15 protein-coding genes are annotated in these 16,975 nt (G+C 49.1%); 9 read left to right on the forward strand and 6 right to left on the reverse strand.

Translation table 11 applies throughout. The features are described 5' to 3' along the window. Window positions 1-123: 123 nt before the first annotated feature. Entirely contained in the window at window positions 124-897 is a 774-nt protein-coding gene (locus JVX88_RS27835; protein WP_036005588.1) for a PspA/IM30 family protein, read from the reverse strand. On the opposite strand from JVX88_RS27835, the gene JVX88_RS27840 reads away from it, so the two are divergent. The 3 genes from JVX88_RS27840 (at window position 896) to glmS (ending at window position 4,422) form a co-directional block, all read left to right on the forward strand. Then, a complete protein-coding gene (locus tag JVX88_RS27840) occupies window positions 896-1,069 on the forward strand; it encodes a hypothetical protein (RefSeq protein ID WP_211621812.1) in 174 nt (57 codons plus the stop codon). The two genes, JVX88_RS27835 and JVX88_RS27840, sit on opposite strands and share 2 nt — an antisense overlap. 102 nt (window positions 1,070-1,171) lie before the next feature. After that, window positions 1,172-1,714: a DapH/DapD/GlmU-related protein gene (locus JVX88_RS27845; RefSeq protein WP_211621813.1), complete on the forward strand. Its 543-nt coding sequence runs from the start codon at window positions 1,172-1,174 to the stop codon at window positions 1,712-1,714. 11 nt (window positions 1,715-1,725) lie between these two features. Beyond that, window positions 1,726-4,422: a glutamine--fructose-6-phosphate transaminase (isomerizing) gene (gene glmS, locus JVX88_RS41180; protein WP_263975279.1), complete on the forward strand. Its 2,697-nt coding sequence runs from the start codon at window positions 1,726-1,728 to the stop codon at window positions 4,420-4,422. Here the strand turns inward: glmS and JVX88_RS27855 are convergent. Next, window positions 4,384-4,797 carry an SPFH domain-containing protein gene (locus JVX88_RS27855; RefSeq protein ID WP_211621815.1) on the reverse strand — a complete coding sequence of 138 codons (414 nt, stop codon included), beginning with the start codon at window positions 4,795-4,797 and terminating at the stop codon, window positions 4,384-4,386. The genes glmS and JVX88_RS27855 overlap by 39 nt on opposite strands. 1,007 nt (window positions 4,798-5,804) lie before the next feature. Here JVX88_RS27855 and JVX88_RS27860 point away from each other — a divergent pair. Next, entirely contained in the window at window positions 5,805-6,050 is a 246-nt protein-coding gene (locus JVX88_RS27860; RefSeq protein ID WP_211621816.1) for a cadmium resistance transporter, read from the forward strand. 505 nt (window positions 6,051-6,555) lie between these two features. After that, a complete protein-coding gene (locus JVX88_RS27865; protein WP_211621817.1) occupies window positions 6,556-7,683 on the forward strand; it encodes an ABC transporter substrate-binding protein in 1,128 nt (375 codons plus the stop codon). Window positions 7,684-8,139: 456 nt separating this feature from the next. On the opposite strand, the gene JVX88_RS44480 is transcribed toward JVX88_RS27865, so the two are convergent. Continuing rightward, entirely contained in the window at window positions 8,140-8,316 is a 177-nt protein-coding gene (locus JVX88_RS44480; protein ID WP_225931193.1) for a DUF760 domain-containing protein, read from the reverse strand. Window positions 8,317-8,382: 66 nt separating this feature from the next. Beyond that, window positions 8,383-9,288 (reverse strand): hypothetical protein, encoded by a 906-nt coding sequence (locus JVX88_RS27875; protein WP_410503734.1) that lies wholly within the window; start codon window positions 9,286-9,288, stop codon window positions 8,383-8,385. Between the two features lie 733 nt (window positions 9,289-10,021). Here JVX88_RS27875 and JVX88_RS27880 point away from each other — a divergent pair. Continuing rightward, complete coding sequence (locus tag JVX88_RS27880) at window positions 10,022-10,468, forward strand: hypothetical protein (protein WP_211621820.1); 447 nt, start codon at window positions 10,022-10,024, stop codon at window positions 10,466-10,468. A gap of 65 nt (window positions 10,469-10,533) precedes the next feature. Then, window positions 10,534-10,854 carry a hypothetical protein gene (locus tag JVX88_RS27885; protein ID WP_211621821.1) on the forward strand — a complete coding sequence of 107 codons (321 nt, stop codon included), beginning with the start codon at window positions 10,534-10,536 and terminating at the stop codon, window positions 10,852-10,854. Window positions 10,855-10,923: 69 nt separating this feature from the next. Here JVX88_RS27885 and JVX88_RS27890 read toward each other — a convergent pair whose 3' ends face one another. Both JVX88_RS27890 and JVX88_RS27895 read right to left on the reverse strand, forming a co-directional pair. Further along, complete coding sequence (locus JVX88_RS27890; protein ID WP_315875362.1) at window positions 10,924-12,426, reverse strand: TonB-dependent siderophore receptor; 1,503 nt, start codon at window positions 12,424-12,426, stop codon at window positions 10,924-10,926. Between the two features lie 6 nt (window positions 12,427-12,432). Continuing rightward, on the reverse strand, window positions 12,433-13,530 hold the full coding sequence (locus JVX88_RS27895) for a hypothetical protein (protein WP_211621823.1): 1,098 nt from the start codon (window positions 13,528-13,530) through the stop codon (window positions 12,433-12,435). 482 nt (window positions 13,531-14,012) lie between these two features. On the opposite strand from JVX88_RS27895, the gene JVX88_RS27900 reads away from it, so the two are divergent. Next, on the forward strand, window positions 14,013-15,461 hold the full coding sequence (locus JVX88_RS27900; protein ID WP_225931194.1) for a response regulator: 1,449 nt from the start codon (window positions 14,013-14,015) through the stop codon (window positions 15,459-15,461). A gap of 159 nt (window positions 15,462-15,620) precedes the next feature. Next, window positions 15,621-16,808 (forward strand): AAA-like domain-containing protein, encoded by a 1,188-nt coding sequence (locus tag JVX88_RS27905; protein WP_225931195.1) that lies wholly within the window; start codon window positions 15,621-15,623, stop codon window positions 16,806-16,808. Window positions 16,809-16,975: the final 167 nt, after the last annotated feature.

A 16,975-nucleotide genomic window follows, 5' to 3' on the forward strand; every position in this document is an offset into this window, starting at 1 on the left:
CAGGCGCACACATCATAAAAAAGGGTGGAAGATACTTCATGCATCACTCCACCGCCGACTAAATGGCTAATTCAATTAAATAGGTTGGCAAAAGTAGATCGATTCAGCAGTTTTGGGCTTGGCTTAGAGCTGATCAAGCTGTTGCTTGAGGGCTTCTAGTTCCGCATCGACTGCTGCATCCTGGGGCGGAGCGCTGGTAGTTGAAGTGCTGGGAAGCTGGGCCTGATTGGGTGCCGCACCTCCTAAAAGCTGAGCCTTCATAGCGGCCAATTCCTCATCGACATCGCTGCCGGATTCCAACTGGGCAAATTGACTTTCTAGATCGGCTCCAGCCAGTTCAGCGGCAGCTTGGGAACGGGCCTCCATTTGCATCACCTTCTCTTCCATCCGCTCAAAAGCTGACATGGCAGTGCTAGTTCCCAAATTGCCCACGGTTTTTTGGAGCTGCTCATTGGCTTTGGCGGCACTGGCTCTAGCCTTGAGCATGTCTTTCTTGGTTTTAGCTTCCGAAATCTTGCCTTCTAGGGCAATCAGATTACGCTTAAGGGTTTCAACCGTACCGCTTTGCTGATCAAGTTGGGTTTTGAGGGCTGTGGCCGTCTCGACCTGTACTTTCTTACGGCTGAGGGCTTCGCGGGCCAGAGTTTCATCACCCTTTTGCAGGGCTAGCTGGGCACGACGTTGCCAGTTGTCCGCTTCTGATTGAGCCTGAGCATACTGTTGCTGAGTTCGCTTTTGGCTGGCAATCGCAGTGGCAACCGCCTGACGCAACTGCACCAGGTCTTCCTGCATATCGATGATGGCCTGTTCCAGAATTTTTTCTGGGTCTTCTGCTTTACTGATAGCGTCGTTAATATTGGCTCGCAGCAAGCGGCTTACACGGTCGAATAGTCCCATGACTCTATCTTTCCTTTCGGTATACGAGGTCAGCGGCTATGAACTTAACGAAAATCTACCTTCTAGCCTATCGAATTCACTGCGAGTTGTGCAGCCTGAAGCCAAACAATTGCCGGTCAGCCACTGGTTTGAAAGACTCAGATCCGCAGACTCAGCCGCAGCATCGACCTAGCTTCGTGAGGGTGCTTCTGTCATAGCATATTTCTAGAAGTTCTCGATGAAACAAGAGGTTAAGCCTTGCCCCATCGGTGCTTGAACCAGCGCAGGAACAGCGGTGCCTGCTTTGATGCGACCGGCACTTACCGATGGATGTGTCCTTCGTCCGGGTTCGCGAATAGTAAATTCCCGTATTGGCCGAAATGTTGAGATCCGCGATAACTGTCTAATAGTAGATTCGGAGGTCGGTGATGACTGTGCTGTCGGCCCGATGGCACATCTTCGCGGAAATGCGGTGATGCGGCCCGGTTCCAAGGTTGGGAATTTCGTCGAGATGAAGAAGACCGTGCTCGGCGAAGGCTCAAAGGCAAGCCATTTAACATATCTCGGCGATGCAACTATAGGAGAGAACACGAATATCGGTGCCGGTGTGATCACCTGCAACTATGATGGTGTTCGCAAACACGAGACCCACATCGGTAAGAATGCAAAGATCGGCTCGGATACGATGCTTGTTGCACCCGTCTCGGTCGGAGACGGTGCAGTTACAGGTGCTGGAAGTGTCGTCACAAAAGACATCGAACCCAACAAGCTTGCGGTCGGAGCTCCGGCGAGAATGATAAAAAGCCTCGACAAGAATGTTTCAAAAGATGAGAACTGATTCGCTTTAATATGTGTGGAATCGTTGGATACGTTGGAAATAAACAGGTTGTGCCGCTGATAATCGACGGGCTCAGAAAGCTCGAATATCGCGGTTATGATTCGGCTGGCATCGCCGTGGTCGATGAAGAGCGGCGCCTTGAGTTACGACGCGCGGAAGGCAAGCTCCGGAATCTTGAAGAAGCGATCCGGCTTGCCCCGCTTGATGGAACATACGGTATCGGCCACACTCGATGGGCAACGCACGGGCGACCGACCGAAGAAAATGCCCATCCGCACCGCGACCAAACCGGCAAGATCGTCGTTGTCCACAACGGCATTATCGAGAACTATCTCACTCTTAAAGAGCGCTTGGCGGCCGAAGGTCATGAATTCAAGACAGAGACAGACACGGAAGTGGTCGCTCACTTGATCGGGTATTTTGCTGAAAAAGAGGGCCTTTCGCTTGAACTTGCCGTGCGCAAGGCGGTTGCGGAACTGCGCGGGATATTCGCGCTCTCGATCATCTCGGTCGATGAACCGGACACCGTAATTGCCGTTCGCGAGGGCGCACCGATCGTGGTCGGGCTCGGAGACGGTGAGTTCTTTGTTGCCTCGGATATACCCGCGATCCTACAGCACACCCGAGATGTTTTCTATCTTGGCGAACGGGAGATTGCAGTGCTCACCAAAGAAAGCGTCCGCGTTACCGATTTTGACGGCAACGTGGTCGAACCCAAACAGCAGCGGATAACCTGGGATCCGATAATGGCTGAGAAAGGCGGCTTCAAGCATTTTATGCTGAAGGAGATCTACGAACAGCCACGCGCGGTTCGAGATACCGTCCAGGGCCGTGTTTCGCTTGACACAGGACGCGTCTATCTTGATGAGATGGACATTTCGGAAGAGGATTTCCGCTCGATCTCCTCAATAAAGATCGCTGCCTGCGGAACATCTTGGCATGCCGGGCTTGCCGGCAAGTATATGATCGAAAAACTGGCGCGTGTTCCGGTCGACGTTGATTATGCCTCCGAATTCCGCTACCGCGATCCGGTACTCAACGAGAATGACCTTTTGATCGTGATCTCACAATCCGGTGAAACTGCGGACACCATCGGTGAGCACGACGCACGAAGCCGCCGCTTCGAGCGCGAGGTTGAACTGGCCTCAAGTCTGCGGCACGCGGGCATTGTGAGCGTGCTGCACTGTGAGCGCCTCCGCGATACCCGCTGCGCGCTGATCATGGAGTACATCGACGGCGTTCCCATTGACGAGTGGGCGGCATCCCTGAGCGCGGACCCGGCTGACCGTTCGGCCCGCGAGTGCCTGCGCGCAAAGCTGCGGGCGCTGTCGCTGGTCGCCGAGGCACTGCACCACGCCCACGCTCACGGCGTGGTGCACCGTGATCTGAAGCCGGAGAACATCCTTGTTCGGCCCGATGGCGAGGTGCGCATCGTCGACTTCGGCGTCGCGAAGCGAGCGCACGACCTGGCGCGTGCCACGCTCACGGGCGGCTTCTCCGGAACACTGGCATACGCAGCGCCGGAGCAACTCTCCGCGCTGGATGAGCGGGTAGACATCAGGGCCGACATTTACTCGCTGGGCGTGGTGATGTATGAAGTGCTCGCCGGCCGGCGACCGTTCGATTCTCATCGACCGCTCGAGGTCGTGATCCGTGACGTCATCGAGGCCGCTCCGCCTCCGCTGGGACGCCTGCTCCCCGAACGTGTGCCCGGCATGGCGGACATCGATGCGGTTGTCGCCAAGGCACTGGCAAAGCGACCGGAAGGCCGGTACCAGTCGGCCGCCGCCATGCAGGAGGACATCGTGTGCCTCATCGACGGCCGACCGGTGAGCGCTCGACTTCCCGGGACTGTCGAGACCTTGAAGTCTCTGGCATTCCGCCACCGAATTGCCTTCGGGTTGGCGAGTGTGGCAGTGGCGCTCCTGTGTGTCATCGCTTTGGGCATGACGTGGGCATCGGTCCGGCTGTCCTCGCAAAAGGAGCTCCTCGCCGAAGCCCTCTTCGTCAGCAATATCGAGCGGGGCAGGACCGAAAGCAACGCTGGCAATCTCGTCAGAGCCGAGAAGCAGCTCTGGCCAGAACTGATCGCCGCCGGCGCGGATCCCGCGAACGCTTCGGTCCTGTTCAAGGGAAGTCCGCGGCAGCTTCAGGCAGCATGGGCTCTGGCCGAGTTGTACGCCCGGGTGCCAAGTGTGCTCTCTCAACCAGTGCCGCCCGGGAGCCAGCCGATCGGCTTCGCGCAGGGTGGCGAGATCTTGCAAATCGTGCACCCAGACGGGACCGAACGCACGGTGTCATTGCGGGATGGAAGCTGGACCGAGCACGCCAAGGGCCCTGGGGGCGGCTCCGGCGCGCGCGTGTCCTCTTCTGGTCGCCATGTCATTGTGACCACTCCTGACGGCTGTCTTCTTCGTGAGGCCGGGGGCGAGACTCTTGTTAAGATGGATCGCTCTGCGATTCAGGGCAACCAGATATGGGATGTGTCATCTGATGGCACTCGCATGCTCGTCGTGACGCCGCAGTCGGGTGTCGAACTTTGGAGCGTGTCGCCTGTTGCCGCCGTGGCAGTGCTGGCAAGCTCCGGATTCACTTCGAACCGTCCGTCGTTCTCGCTCAAGGGCGATCGAGTGCTGTGGGGTTGCGATGACGCCATTCGGGCGTGGACTTCAAGCAGTGGCGTGGCGTGCGGAGAGTGGCGCTTTTAATACTTCTTGAATCGACGGGGTAATAATCCGCTCAATGGCCGCATCGATATTGCCAATCTGCTGAAACAGTAAGTTAGCCTGTTCCGGAATAATATGCCAGTTGAGTGCCACATCCGTAAATACATCCTGGAGGTCTCTAGAGGATGCCTCGGTCGAAATTTCTTGCTTTTGCACACGCACCGTTAGTTTCTCGACGGTATTGACAAGGGGAATAATCGGATGAATCCCTTCATCGAGTACTTGCTCCTGCACCTGCCCAAACCGCATCAACACACCTCGCTCACCAGCATGGACAATCACGAAAAAGCTGGCAAAAATCATCAACCCCAGCAGCAGTGACAAAATTCGACTGGCAAGAAATAGATCTGTTTTCATCGATTTGGATTGAAATTTTTGTTGATGGAGACAGGAGTTAGAAGTCAGAATTTATATCAAATTCAACGAGCTAAGTAGGTGAGCATAATTAAACATAAAACCCAAAACCCTGCGCCGCCCGTGCAGCATTTTGAATCTGGTTTTTAATTATGCCGAGGTACTTAGTGATCAGTTCAGTAGAGGGGTGTTTCGTATGCGTGTAATTACTCTGACTCCGGTCTACTCCAAAATTTCGCTTCTATAAAACTGCCAGCTTCCCACTCCATGATTATTTTTTATGCTTTTAACTGATGGGAATACTTCATTTTATGACAAACCCATTTTTGGGATAGAAATCAGCTTGCATCAATTTACTTTATCGTTTTGACAAAAAAGAGTATTTGATTCTATGAATTGTCCTTCCTAGAGTAGGAAGGGTGAAAGCACACCATTTCTGATGATTGCCTGCTAGTTGAGAACTTCTAACCTTACAGCAGGATGTTTAAACAGATGCTTGAACAGATGCTTGAACAAAACGCTTTAGCAAAGAGTAAAAAGAATAAGGGGCTTATGTCCACTCAATTCCTTCAAAGTCTACATGGCTTAAAGCCTAATTGTCTCTCATTTGGGGAAGTTTTAGCTCAGCATTTGCGGTGTAGCCTATGGTGTAGCCGCTTTGACAGTTGCCAACGGCAGCGATAATGTGAGAATTTATCTGCCGCTGTTCGCCCACTGCACTTGAGAAACCCTGGAGATGATTCTGTCGATTTTCTTCGCCTTGGTCGGCGTTTGGTGTTAGGCTGCCTATCAGTTAACTCGTTTACCGACGGTTGCAGACATGCTAACGCAATATGGCAACTAATTTGTTCCCTATGTATTAATTGGGTTAGGAGTAATGACTCTGTGGGCTAGTCAAACCCTCACTGACCGAGGAGTGATGGTGATCACCCTGCTAATCGAGATTGGCTACCTGATGCGTGTGAGCCGAATTCTACCATCACAGATTGAGGAGTGACGCCGTTTCGGCCATGAATGAGCTGTCTGCTGCACTGATTAAAGGCATCACGTCGTTTATCGCCACTAATCTGGATGACATCGTGATTCTAACGATCTTTTTTTCTCAAGTAAATGCGAATTTCCGAGTGCGGCATATTCTTGTGGGCCAATACCTGGGATTTCTGGTGATTATTCTGGCCAGCTTACCGGGATTTCTGGGCGGCTTGGTGCTTCCCGAAGCCTGGATTAATATTTTGGTAAGAACTGTTTTGCGCTAAACCAGCGTTAAACCATTAGTGTCTATGGCTTTGACGCTCCGACAGCAGCAGGAAGAGCCAAAAATTCTTTTTATAAAATAAATTATTGGCTTTGGCTCAAATGGTGGTTTTTTGACGTTGAGTGGCTTTTCATTTGGTTGAGTTGAGCTTGACGACTACGATGTTCGTCTGAGCAGATTGACTGGGTCAGATAAATTTGAAAAGTAATTGAAATTAAAACAATCGCTAAATTTTCAATCTGCAACTAAAACCACTGTAAATATTAAGAACTCTACTAAATCGTGTCTCTCAATTAGTTGATTTAATAGGCTAAACGAGTGTTTTCTAGGGAGTTTAAGTTGCGGTTTGAGATTAAAAGCGAATCATGCAAAATAGTGACAATTTATTACTGCTGTTTCCGCCCAATTGAAGCGAATTGCATAATTGACTAGCATTCTCCTGGGTAGCAACCGTTACTTGTATCTTTGTGCTCAACTTGTGCTCAACTAACATCAACTGACATGAAATGGCTGCTGTGTTGAACTTGCGAAGTTGGTTCTCCCGTCGTCGCTATCTGATCGGACTAGCAATTCTTTGTTGCACCGCTGTGGTGCTGGGGAATCTAGTGGCTTGGCCTCAGCCGCCGATTCATCTCACTATGCTGACTTCGGCTTTGGATGCGGAGCAGGGGCGGAGTTTGGTGGCGGCGTTTGAAGCGAAAAATCCCGATATTAAAATCGATGTAATCGAAGGCCCGACCGGCTCGAATGCCATCGAAGACCTCTACACCACGTCGTTTTTGTTGGGCGGCTCGCCCTACGATCTGGTGATGATGGATGTAGTCTGGCTGCCCAAGTTTGCCGCCGCGGGCTGGCTGCTCGACCTGAGCGATCAAATTCCTGCTGCCGATCTGGCCGATTTTATGCCCGCAGACTTGGACGGAGGACGCTACAACGGCAGGCTGTATCGGTTGCCAATTCGCTCTGATGCGCAGCTTTTGTTTTATCGGCAAGATTGGCTAGAGCAGGCAGGCATTCAACCCCCCGAAACCTTCGACGATTTGATTGCAGCCTCGCAGCAGCTTCAGCAGGCAGGCACGACTAAATGGGGCTATGTTTGGCAGGGGCGGCAGTTTGAAGGACTAACTGCCGTTTTTGTCGATGTGCTGGCGGGCTATGGTGGCTTTTGGGTCAATCCCAAGACGTTAGAAGTGGGGTTAGACCGTCCAGAGGCCGTTGAGGCGGTCCAGTTTTTGCGTCGTACCATCGAGCAGGGCGTGTCGCCACCGGGAGTGAGCAACTACCAGCACGAAGATGCCCGCCGTCTGTTTCAGGCTGGTGAAGCTGCGTTTATGCACAACTGGCCCTATGCCTATCCGCTCAGCAACGCCGATGATTCGCCGATTAAAGGCAAGTTTGCCATCAAAACAATGGTGCATGCGCCCGGATTAACGAGCGCGGCCTGTTTGGGCGGTTGGGGGTTGGGTGTGGCAAAATCAACTGCCCATCCGGAAGCGGCCCTGCGAGTGGCCCAGTTCTACGCCAGTCCGGAAGCCCAGCGCTTATCGAGTTTAGAAAATGGCTATTTGCCTACCCGGGTTGCCAACGAATTAGAGACATATCATTCACCTCCATTTCGTTGTTTAATTAGATAGTTCAGTCGAAGTAACTTCAGTTGAAGTGTTTGATTCAGCCTCTCTAATTTCAGATTAATCCGTGAGTCAGTCGCTGTGGGATGCTGTAAAGTTCGGTTCTCTCGAAAAATTTGTTTCCTGCTTCCGAACCAAACTGATTGGATGCATCAACCTATTGTTGTCTAGCATAACTATTTTGCCTAGCTTAACCAGCACCAAATTCGACCCATACAGGTGACAATCTGCGTTGTAGCGGTAAACGATCGCATTCTGGTAACGATTCCGACGGTAAACGGTCCACAAACTCTGGCGGAAACTCTTGTCGGCAGTGGCTGCATAACCAATAGATGCTGTTTCGTCGAACATGACGCAGCAATCGATTATCGCAAAATGGACAATAACGCTGCATTACTTTGCGACACAACCCATTACTCTCTCAGTAGTACCATGCCGTCTACGGTTGGGTTTCCTGTTTATTTAATCATTGGTATTAACGATTGGTATCAATGAGAGAGGTGTTGATACAAATAGAGAAATCTCCCACTGCTTGTTCTCTGTCTGCGATACTTTACCTGCCGGTAGCGCCTGCTCCAGCAATATTTGCTGTTGGGCATTTCTGAGAAAATAGCCGCTCATCATCGTAGAAGCCAACAAGTTTGGTTCATCGAATTATTCATAGGCAGATTTCTTTTTGGGTCAAGCAGTTCATAATCCCAGTGTTCACAACTGGGGCATAGCAGGAAGAGCTTGCAGAGGCAGTTCAACTTCCAATTTGCCTCCCCGCAACCAGTGGGACAACCCTGCGGGAGCCTCTGCCCGATCCAGATACAAGCGCAATTCCTCACCCTCCAAGATTTCCTTTTGCAGCAAGGTTTGTGCCGTTTCCTCTAGCAAGGCTCGATTATGCTGAAGAGTTTGGAATGCTATCTGGTGAGCACCATCAATAATTTCCTTTACTTGCCGATCAATTTCCTCGGCCACCCTCGGACTCACAGAACGACGTGGATTGCTGTAGCCTTCTAAAAACTGCGGCTGGCTTTTCTCGAAGGCGATTGGACCCAGTTCATGGCTCATGCCGTAGAGCGTCACGGCCCGTTCGGCCAGATCTGTGGCCTTTTGGATATCATCACTAGCTCCAGTCGAAACTTCACCAAAAATCAGTTCCTCGGCTGAGCGTCCCCCTAGCAGTGTGGCAATCCGACCGCGCAGTTCGCTTTCAATCATCAAAAAGCGGTCTTCTTCGGGTAACTGCACTGTGTAGCCCAATGCACCGACACCACGCGGCACGATCGAGATTTTCTCTACTTTTCCGGTACTGGGCATCAGCGCCCCGACAATCGCATGTCCAACTTCGTGATAGGCGACAGTTTTCTTCTCGACCTCATTCAATACGCGCGATTTTTTCTCTAATCCAGCCACGACTCGTTCAATCGCTTCATTGAAATCGGCCATTGTCACTGCATCGCGATTTTGGCGGGCAGCTAGCAGGGCAGCTTCGTTGACTAAATTAGCTAGATCGGCACCAGCGAATCCCGGCGTTCGGGCCGCAATCTTGTCTAGATCCACATGGAATGTACCCACAGCCCGTCTGTGATGATTTCTCGTTTGATTAGAACCTAAAACCATGTTTTGTCCTCCTACATTGATCATTTGGCGAGATCATTTGGCGATCTTGGCAGTGCCCCTATCTCGCGAACGGCAAGCCAGATATCCGAGATGCGCCCTCAAGCGATTGCTTCAGCTGCTTAATCAGGTGCATTACTTATTACAGATGAATAATGCTCTCTATCTAGTAATCCGTCGTTAAATTGCTTAAATGCATTGTTCCATGGACATGTGAAGCCAAAAGCACGCTTGCCGTTGATTCTATTGTTTTTCAGGTAACGCTTATCTGTAATTGTCCAATGACTGCCTATGCACCCAAGCTTTCTACGGACTGTATTTTCTATCGCTTACTCACGTTACCAACTTCAGCTTCGCTTCACCCTCTATCCTTTGAAGCAACTTACGGCTGTTTTTATCTCCAAAATGATTTATTGCTGCAGTAGGATAGCTAGATAAATTATCTACACTGACTGTGCAAACTTTTGTAAATTCGATGAATTTCACTTAGGCTGAAATTCCTGCGCAAAAATAGGCCATCTGCCATTGCCAACAAATGTCTAAAACAATTGAATTCTCGCCACTTCAGGATTCTCCAGTCTCTGCTATTAGATTTGCTAAGTCGAGTAATTTTCATATGTAATATGACTTCTGAAGGATGGCTATAGAAAGTATTTTTTCTAGGTTTAGAACTACGAACTAAAACACCAGAGTTTTAACTCTTTAAGTCTGTCAAGCAATAAGATTGGAGGTTAAAGTGAATCTATTCCACAGAATTCGCGGCGTTTTGGTTGCTTTCTCTTTAGTATTTATCTTGACGGTTACGAGTGCCTGTGCCGGAGCCGTTCAAACCGATCGTACATCTTACCAACCCAGTGGCACCGCTAGCTACAATAGCTACAATCAGCTAGAGCGAGGCGATACCGCTGTGGGTCAAAACTTTGCCGACTGGGTTGTGCAGACGGCGCATGGTTTAGTCAAAGATGCCTACGTGCGGGACGATGACAAACTGGGTGTAGTCATTTCACCTCAGGTGAAGCCGAATGAAGTTCGTAATCTTGCCAGGTCTCTAGCTCAGGGATTTCACCGCAATTTTCCTAACCGGGACTTAAACGTGTTGATGTATGCCCCCGACAAAAAGCTAATTCTCAAAGCTCGCTATGACAACACGACCAAGCAAATCGAGTACCAGCCTGTTGGTTAAACCCGACTGAATAGCACTAGAACACTTCGATTAATTGAAATTCTGAAAATCGTGAGGTAAAACCAATGCCTAGCAGCAATGAGTATAAGCGTCAGATCATGGACGATCTGGCCCAGGGGAATGTGGAATCGCTGGATGATGATACGGCCAGTTCTGGTAACGAATACGACAACTTCGACGATTTTGCCCGTCGGTCTTCTAGAGAAGAACGCCACTCTCTATTTCGTCGCTCGTTCCATCCCGACCGCATTCCTCCGCAGCAAATGGAACCTGAATTACAAAAAGCGATTGCCCAAATCAAACCCAACGAACGGGATGATGTGGCACGCGAATTCTTCAATCATCTCAAGAAGCGAGGCCTGAACTGTGCGAAGGTAACTGGGTAGCGCAAATGTATTGTCCAAATCTCCCTCGCGATCGCCTACATAAAACAGTCCGATTCCAAAGCCCAACCCTTACAAATCACCTGCTTGAATTTCGTAGCTTGTCCATATATTGAAAGCATGTTCTGGCACATTGTTCAAACGATTCCCTACTTCAAAGGTGTTGTCTTCTGTGATTCGGGCATCGGTATAAGCATAGCCTGCAATGATATTCCATCCTGGAAGAATCTCTCCGGCAACGTTCAATTCAACGCCACGACTATTTTGTTCGCCGGTTTGAATCGAAAAATTAGGATTATCTGGATCGCGAGTAGTAACATTCGTGCGCTTCAGATCATATAGCGCTAGCGTCGCAGAGAGGCCATCGTTAATATCTGCTTTGATGCCAATCTCATATTGCGTACCACGTCCCGGCTCAAATGGCTCATTATCACCGGATCGCCCAATAGCTGGAGTAAACGAGCGGCTACAGTTGGCATAGAGCGAAATGGGTTCAATCGGTTGATAGACAATGCCCAAACGGGGACTAAAGGCATCTCCAGATTGGAATGTCTCAGTATCCTCGGTTAAATTTCGATCCGTTTGCTCAAAATAATCAAATCGACCGCCCAATAGTAGTTTGAGATTATCTGTGAGGGTGACTTGATCTTGAACATAGATCCCTACAGAATCGGTTAATCCGGTACGATCGAAAGGCGCTCCGTCCAGATCGAATCTCTCTGAACTGTAGACTGGATCAAAAAGGTCAAGGGGTGCTGCAATAAAGGCTCCTCCTATAAAATCCTCTGTCTCGATTCGTCGCAAATCTGCACCCAATAGAAGCTGATGCTGAATCGAACCTGTGGAAAATCTGCCAACAACATTCGTGATCAGGTCGAAGGCTTGACCGTAAGAATCAGCATCATCGACGGCACGCTGTACCGTTCTTAGATCGGGGTCCAAGCTTCTCAAAGCGTAAAGGTTTCTATTTCTGTAATATGAGTCGGTAAAGTAAAAGGAATTTCGCAACGACCAGTTTTCACTAAAGCAGTGTTCTAAGTCATACCCAACTCGAAGAATCTCTGGATCAAACTCACTACTCTCGTCCGCAATATTACGATTGCGGGGAATCTCTCCGTTTGGGTTTGGTAGTACCGTTCCTCTAGCGGGAAGACCGGGGTTCCATCCTTGATTGATGTCGCTGTACTCCACATTCAAGGTGAGATCAGTCTGATCGCCAATCTCAAACCTTAAAGCACCTGCCACGCCAAAAATATTTCGATCCAGAAAATCAACAAAGCTATCGCCATGTTCGTAAGAGGCATTCAGGCGATATAGGATTGTCCTTGAATCGTTCAGCGGCCCCGTTAAATCAACTGCACCCTGGTAAAAGCTATAGTTTCCAACAGACGCTTCCACCGAATAAAATGGTTCACGCTGGGGTTGTCTGGTGACAATGTTGATTGTCCCACCGGGAGCGCCCTGACCAAATAGAACCGAAGCAGGACCCCTAAGAACTTCAATTCGTTCAATGTTCGATAAAATTACTGATGCTCCCCCATCTCCAAATGAATAATCCAATAATCCGTTTCGGATGAAGTTCTAGTCAATTTCGTCTGTCGCGGCTGCTGGACTGAGGGGACGCCCCAACTGCTTTTCCACCTCGGCTCGAAACTTGTCGAGACCCCACTCGTCAATTAGCCACATCAGGCGAGCTTTCTGGCGATTTGCTCGCAGACCGTGATCCCGATACACCACCAGAATGGCGCGGCACAGGTCTACCACGTCTTCAGGCGGTACCCAGGCGTTGAGCGGAATCGCTGCCTCACAGCGCTTAGCCGAGAAGAAGCCACCAACCACCACGTTGAACCCAAGTTGACGAGTTGGTGCGGCAGGAGCAGGCGTTGAACCGTTGGTTGAACCGTTAGCTAACTGCGTCTGCTGGTTATAAATGGCCCAGTATCCAGCCGGCTGATCGCGCCATGAGCCAGATTCATTAGATGGGGACGTTTGAGACGAATCAACATCATCCGCAGTATGAACTGAAGTATGATCTGAATCGATCTCTTTGAATGCGGGCACAAAGGCAATATCGTTAATTTCGGCGTGAACTGAATTATCTCGTCCACCTTCAATCGCGATATTGAACTTACGGGGCAGATTGGTAAACTCAGGATTTCCTTCACCGTTGTTGGTGATCATGTCCTGTACCTGCTGCACCAGTTCCCGCACGTCAATCAGTTCGTTGGCGTCTAGCCCTGCTACCGGTGAAGCAGTGATGTTGCGCACATTATCCATGCCAGACTGGACGCTGGTCATGCCCACTTCCTTCATCCGATTGAAGATGCTGGGAATATCCTCAATTCGGATGCCTCGAAGCTGGAGATTTTGCCGGGTTGTGATATCAGCATTGCCGTCTTCACCGTACCGCTGCACAATCTCGGCCAAAACCCGCATTTGCTGGCTGGTAATAATGCCGCTGGGCATCCGCAGCCGCATCATGAACTTGCCAGGTGTAACCGGACGAAAGAAAATGCCCAACCACTTCAGCCGGTGATCGCGATCGGTGGCATCAATGGCTTCCCATCCAATCTGAGCAAAGTAATCCAGTTCATCCTTGACAGCTAAACCGTCTTTTTCGGCTTTGAACTTTTCAAACTTGTTCTGACTGGCGGCTTGATTGGTGATAACGCTGGTCACGGTTCTATCCCTCGCTGGATCAAGATTGAAGCTGCCTTGTAGGACTCATTTGCAAGACAGATTAGGAAAAAGGCCGGGGTGGTTTCGTAACTTAAGTTACAAAAATTTGCAATTTATGTTCTTTCTGCATTTTGATCATGCAATTGCTGCATCTGGGGCTGGTTTCGTAGCTGTTTTTACAAAACTGAATTGGTATCAGCTAACGCTTCGAAGCAAGCAGTTTCTATCATCGGAATCGCTAATCTCTAAGATAAAAAATTGCTATCTTTGGCGTTAATTGCTCAGATTAAAACTGGATTTAGGTTCAAAGCAGCAGCAAATGCTACCGATTTGAGGGAAGGAATCGTTAGATTGAATCGAGCTAAATTCTGCCATTGATTTTTCTCGATATTTAAATCGAGTTTTGCACTAGCCTGGACTGATTTCTGGCTTGTCTCTTTGGCTTGAATTGGGCATAAAACTGTTAAAAATTCCTGCCCAATTTGATCCGCTTTATCGCTACCCTTGCCGCCAACCGGGCAAAAAGCGAATTTTTAGCCAATATGAGCCACGAACTTCGGACTCCGCTCAATGGAATCTTGGGTTATGCTCAGATCCTGCAACGCTCACAAAGCTTGGCAAAACGGGAAAAACAAGGCATTGAGATTATCAGGCAATGTGGTCAGCATCTATTGACGTTGATCAACGATGTGTTAGACCTTTCCAAGATTGAGGCTCAAAAACTGGAATTACAGCCCATTGATTTCCATCTTCCTTCCTTCCTCCAAAACGTGGCGGAAATTTGCCGCATCAAAGCTGAACAAAAGGGATTGAACTTGATTTACCAACCTGATCTCCATTTGCCAGGCGGAATTAGAACCGATGAAAAAAGATTACGGCAGGTCCTGATCAATTTGTTGGGGAATGCGGTCAAGTTTACTGATACAGGCAGTGTTATATTTCTAGTCAAATGTCAAAAACTTGAGAGTAATAAAGATTGTCCTTCTATCTACAAAATTCGATTTCAAGTAGAGGATACAGGTGTAGGTATTGCTTCAGATCAATTGGATAGAATCTTTCTGCCGTTTGAGCAGACTGGAGATGCCAAGAAACAGTCTGAAGGAACCGGGCTGGGATTGGCAATCAGTCAGAAGATTGTTCAGCTAATGAATAGTACATTGAATGTTCAAAGTCAGCTTGGTCAAGGTAGTATCTTTTGGTTTGATGTAGAACTACTCGAAGCAAAAGAATGGGCTAAATCCTCCAGGATTTCTAACCAGGGTGTGATTGTAGGAATTCAAGATCAACAACCTAAAATTCTGATTGTTGATGATCTGTGGGAAAATCGCTCTGTTATTGTTAGCTTATTGAAACCAATTGGATTTGAAGTGTTTGAAGCTTTCAATGGTCAGGAAGGGCTGCAAAAGGCAAGTGAACTACAGCCGGATCTAATCATCACCGACTTGACGATGCCAGTCATGGATGGCTACGAGATGCTGAAGCAGATTCGTCAGCTACCTGAGTTGGCTCATATGCCTGTGATTGTTTCCTCGGCCAGTGTATTTGAAACAGATAGGTATAAAAGTTTAGACGCTGGGGCCAATGAATTTCTACCGAAACCAGTGCAAATAGACAGTTTGTTAGAGGCTTTAGCAAAGCATCTAAAATTGACTTGGATATATGCAGAACGAAGCGATGCAGTAGAGACGCAACAAACAGCCGAACTTGAGAGCGAATCAGCTCAAATTATTCCACCGCCCCTTGAGGACTTGGTTTTGCTGCATGATTTAAGTCGCAAAGGTTTGGTCAAAGACCTGCTCAAGGAGGTAGAAAGGTTAGAAAACTTTGACCGCAAATTCATACCGTTTACTCAACAGCTTCGCCAATTTGCCAGGGAATTTCAGTTGAGGCAAATTCGCACTTTTGTAGAACATTATTTATCAACGAACTAGATTGTTTTTATTTAGCAGGTATTGCTCTGTTTCGGTTGATCTACTGCCCAAAGTGTCTAATGTTTCATAAAACAACGATGTTTAATCTAGAATCCCAAGCTATTTTGATTGTGGATGATAATCCCACAAACCTGGAAGTACTGTCCGAGACTTTACTCAGTGCTGGGCTTCAAGTTGCTATCAGAGTTGCTGGGGGAAAAGGTCGGCAAGAAGAATTTGCAGGCGGCGTTGCGACGCTATCAGCAAGAAAAGCCGAAGCCGGATGGGTTGAGTCAGCCCGTTGGGGTAAATTTTGCGACGATTGCACCCGATAAACTGGAATTTCCGAGTGGTTCGGTGCCGCTACATTCACCGTTTTATGTTGAGCGTGCTCCCATCGAGGCGCAGTGCTGGGCTGAGGTCAGCAAACCCGGCAGTTTAATTCGGATTCGTGCGCCCCAACGGACGGGCAAAACCTCACTGATGCAGCGAATTGTTGCCTACGCGAAGCAGACTGGTTTCAATACCGTGACGCTGAACCTGCAGCAGGCCGATCGCCGTGTTTTTGAATCGCTTGATCGGTTTCTGCGCTGGTTTTGCGCTAACATCAGCCAGCAGTTACAGCTACTGCCTCAGTTGGATGAATATTGGGATGAAGATATTGGTAGCAAAATGAGCTGCACGTTGTATATGCAGCGGTATATTCTCAAATCGGTGGATATGGCTCTAGTGTTGGCGTTGGATGAGGTGAACCGCCTGTTTGAATATCCAGATTTGGCCAGCGATTTTTTGCCCCTACTGCGCACCTGGTATGAAGATGCCTCCGAATATGAAGTGTGGCAAAAACTGCGGCTGATTGTAGTGCATGCCACCGAGGTTTACATTCCGCTTAACTTGAACCAATCTCCCTTTAACGTCGGTCTGCCAATCAAGCTGCCTGAGTTTACTTTGGCGCAAGTGCAGGCGCTGGCCCTAAGCCACGGTTTGGAGTGGGCTGCGAGCGAGGCAGGTGTGCAAAAGCTACAGGCCCTAGTCGATCTGATTGGTGGTCATCCCTACCTGGTGCGTCTGGCGCTCTACCATTTGGGGCGGCAAGAGGTGACGCTCGACCAGCTTTTACAAGAAGCTGCCACAACATCTGGCATCTATGCTGACCATTTGCGCCAGCAGTTGAGTCATCTACAGGACCACCCTGAATTGGCCATTGCCCTTCGCCAAGTCTTCACCGAAACGACCGCCCATTTGGAACCGATTACTACTTACAAGTTAGAGAGTTTAGGACTGATTACCTTACACGGAGAACAAATAAAACCAAGCTGTAAATTATATCGTAAATACTTTCAAGAAGTTTTGGGTTTTGAATTTTAAGGTTGGATTCTGTCCGTTAAGTCAGCACTAAATCTTTAAATGGCCAGTTGCAAATCATGAAATGGAATAGCTTCCCAAACTTAAAACTACGCGCGATGTCTAACGGCGGGCTACCGCCAACGCCCAGGCTTTGCTAATCACACTTAAAACTTAAAACTATTCGAGAG

The organism is Leptolyngbya sp. 7M, assembly GCF_018128485.1.

What these genes read in the sequence shown, in the direction of transcription:
- JVX88_RS27840 (WP_211621812.1), top strand. Translation starts at nt 896, where the DNA reads ATGACTCTATCTTTCCTTTCGGTATACGAGGTCAGCGGCTATGAACTT.
- JVX88_RS27835 (WP_036005588.1), bottom strand. Translation starts at nt 897, where the DNA reads ATGGGACTATTCGACCGTGTAAGCCGCTTGCTGCGAGCCAATATTAAC.
- glmS (WP_263975279.1), top strand. Translation starts at nt 1,726, where the DNA reads ATGTGTGGAATCGTTGGATACGTTGGAAATAAACAGGTTGTGCCGCTG.
- JVX88_RS27855 (WP_211621815.1), bottom strand. Translation starts at nt 4,797, where the DNA reads ATGAAAACAGATCTATTTCTTGCCAGTCGAATTTTGTCACTGCTGCTG.
- JVX88_RS27860 (WP_211621816.1), top strand. Translation starts at nt 5,805, where the DNA reads ATGAATGAGCTGTCTGCTGCACTGATTAAAGGCATCACGTCGTTTATC.
- JVX88_RS27865 (WP_211621817.1), top strand. Translation starts at nt 6,556, where the DNA reads ATGGCTGCTGTGTTGAACTTGCGAAGTTGGTTCTCCCGTCGTCGCTAT.
- JVX88_RS27875 (WP_410503734.1), bottom strand. Translation starts at nt 9,288, where the DNA reads ATGGTTTTAGGTTCTAATCAAACGAGAAATCATCACAGACGGGCTGTG.
- JVX88_RS27885 (WP_211621821.1), top strand. Translation starts at nt 10,534, where the DNA reads ATGCCTAGCAGCAATGAGTATAAGCGTCAGATCATGGACGATCTGGCC.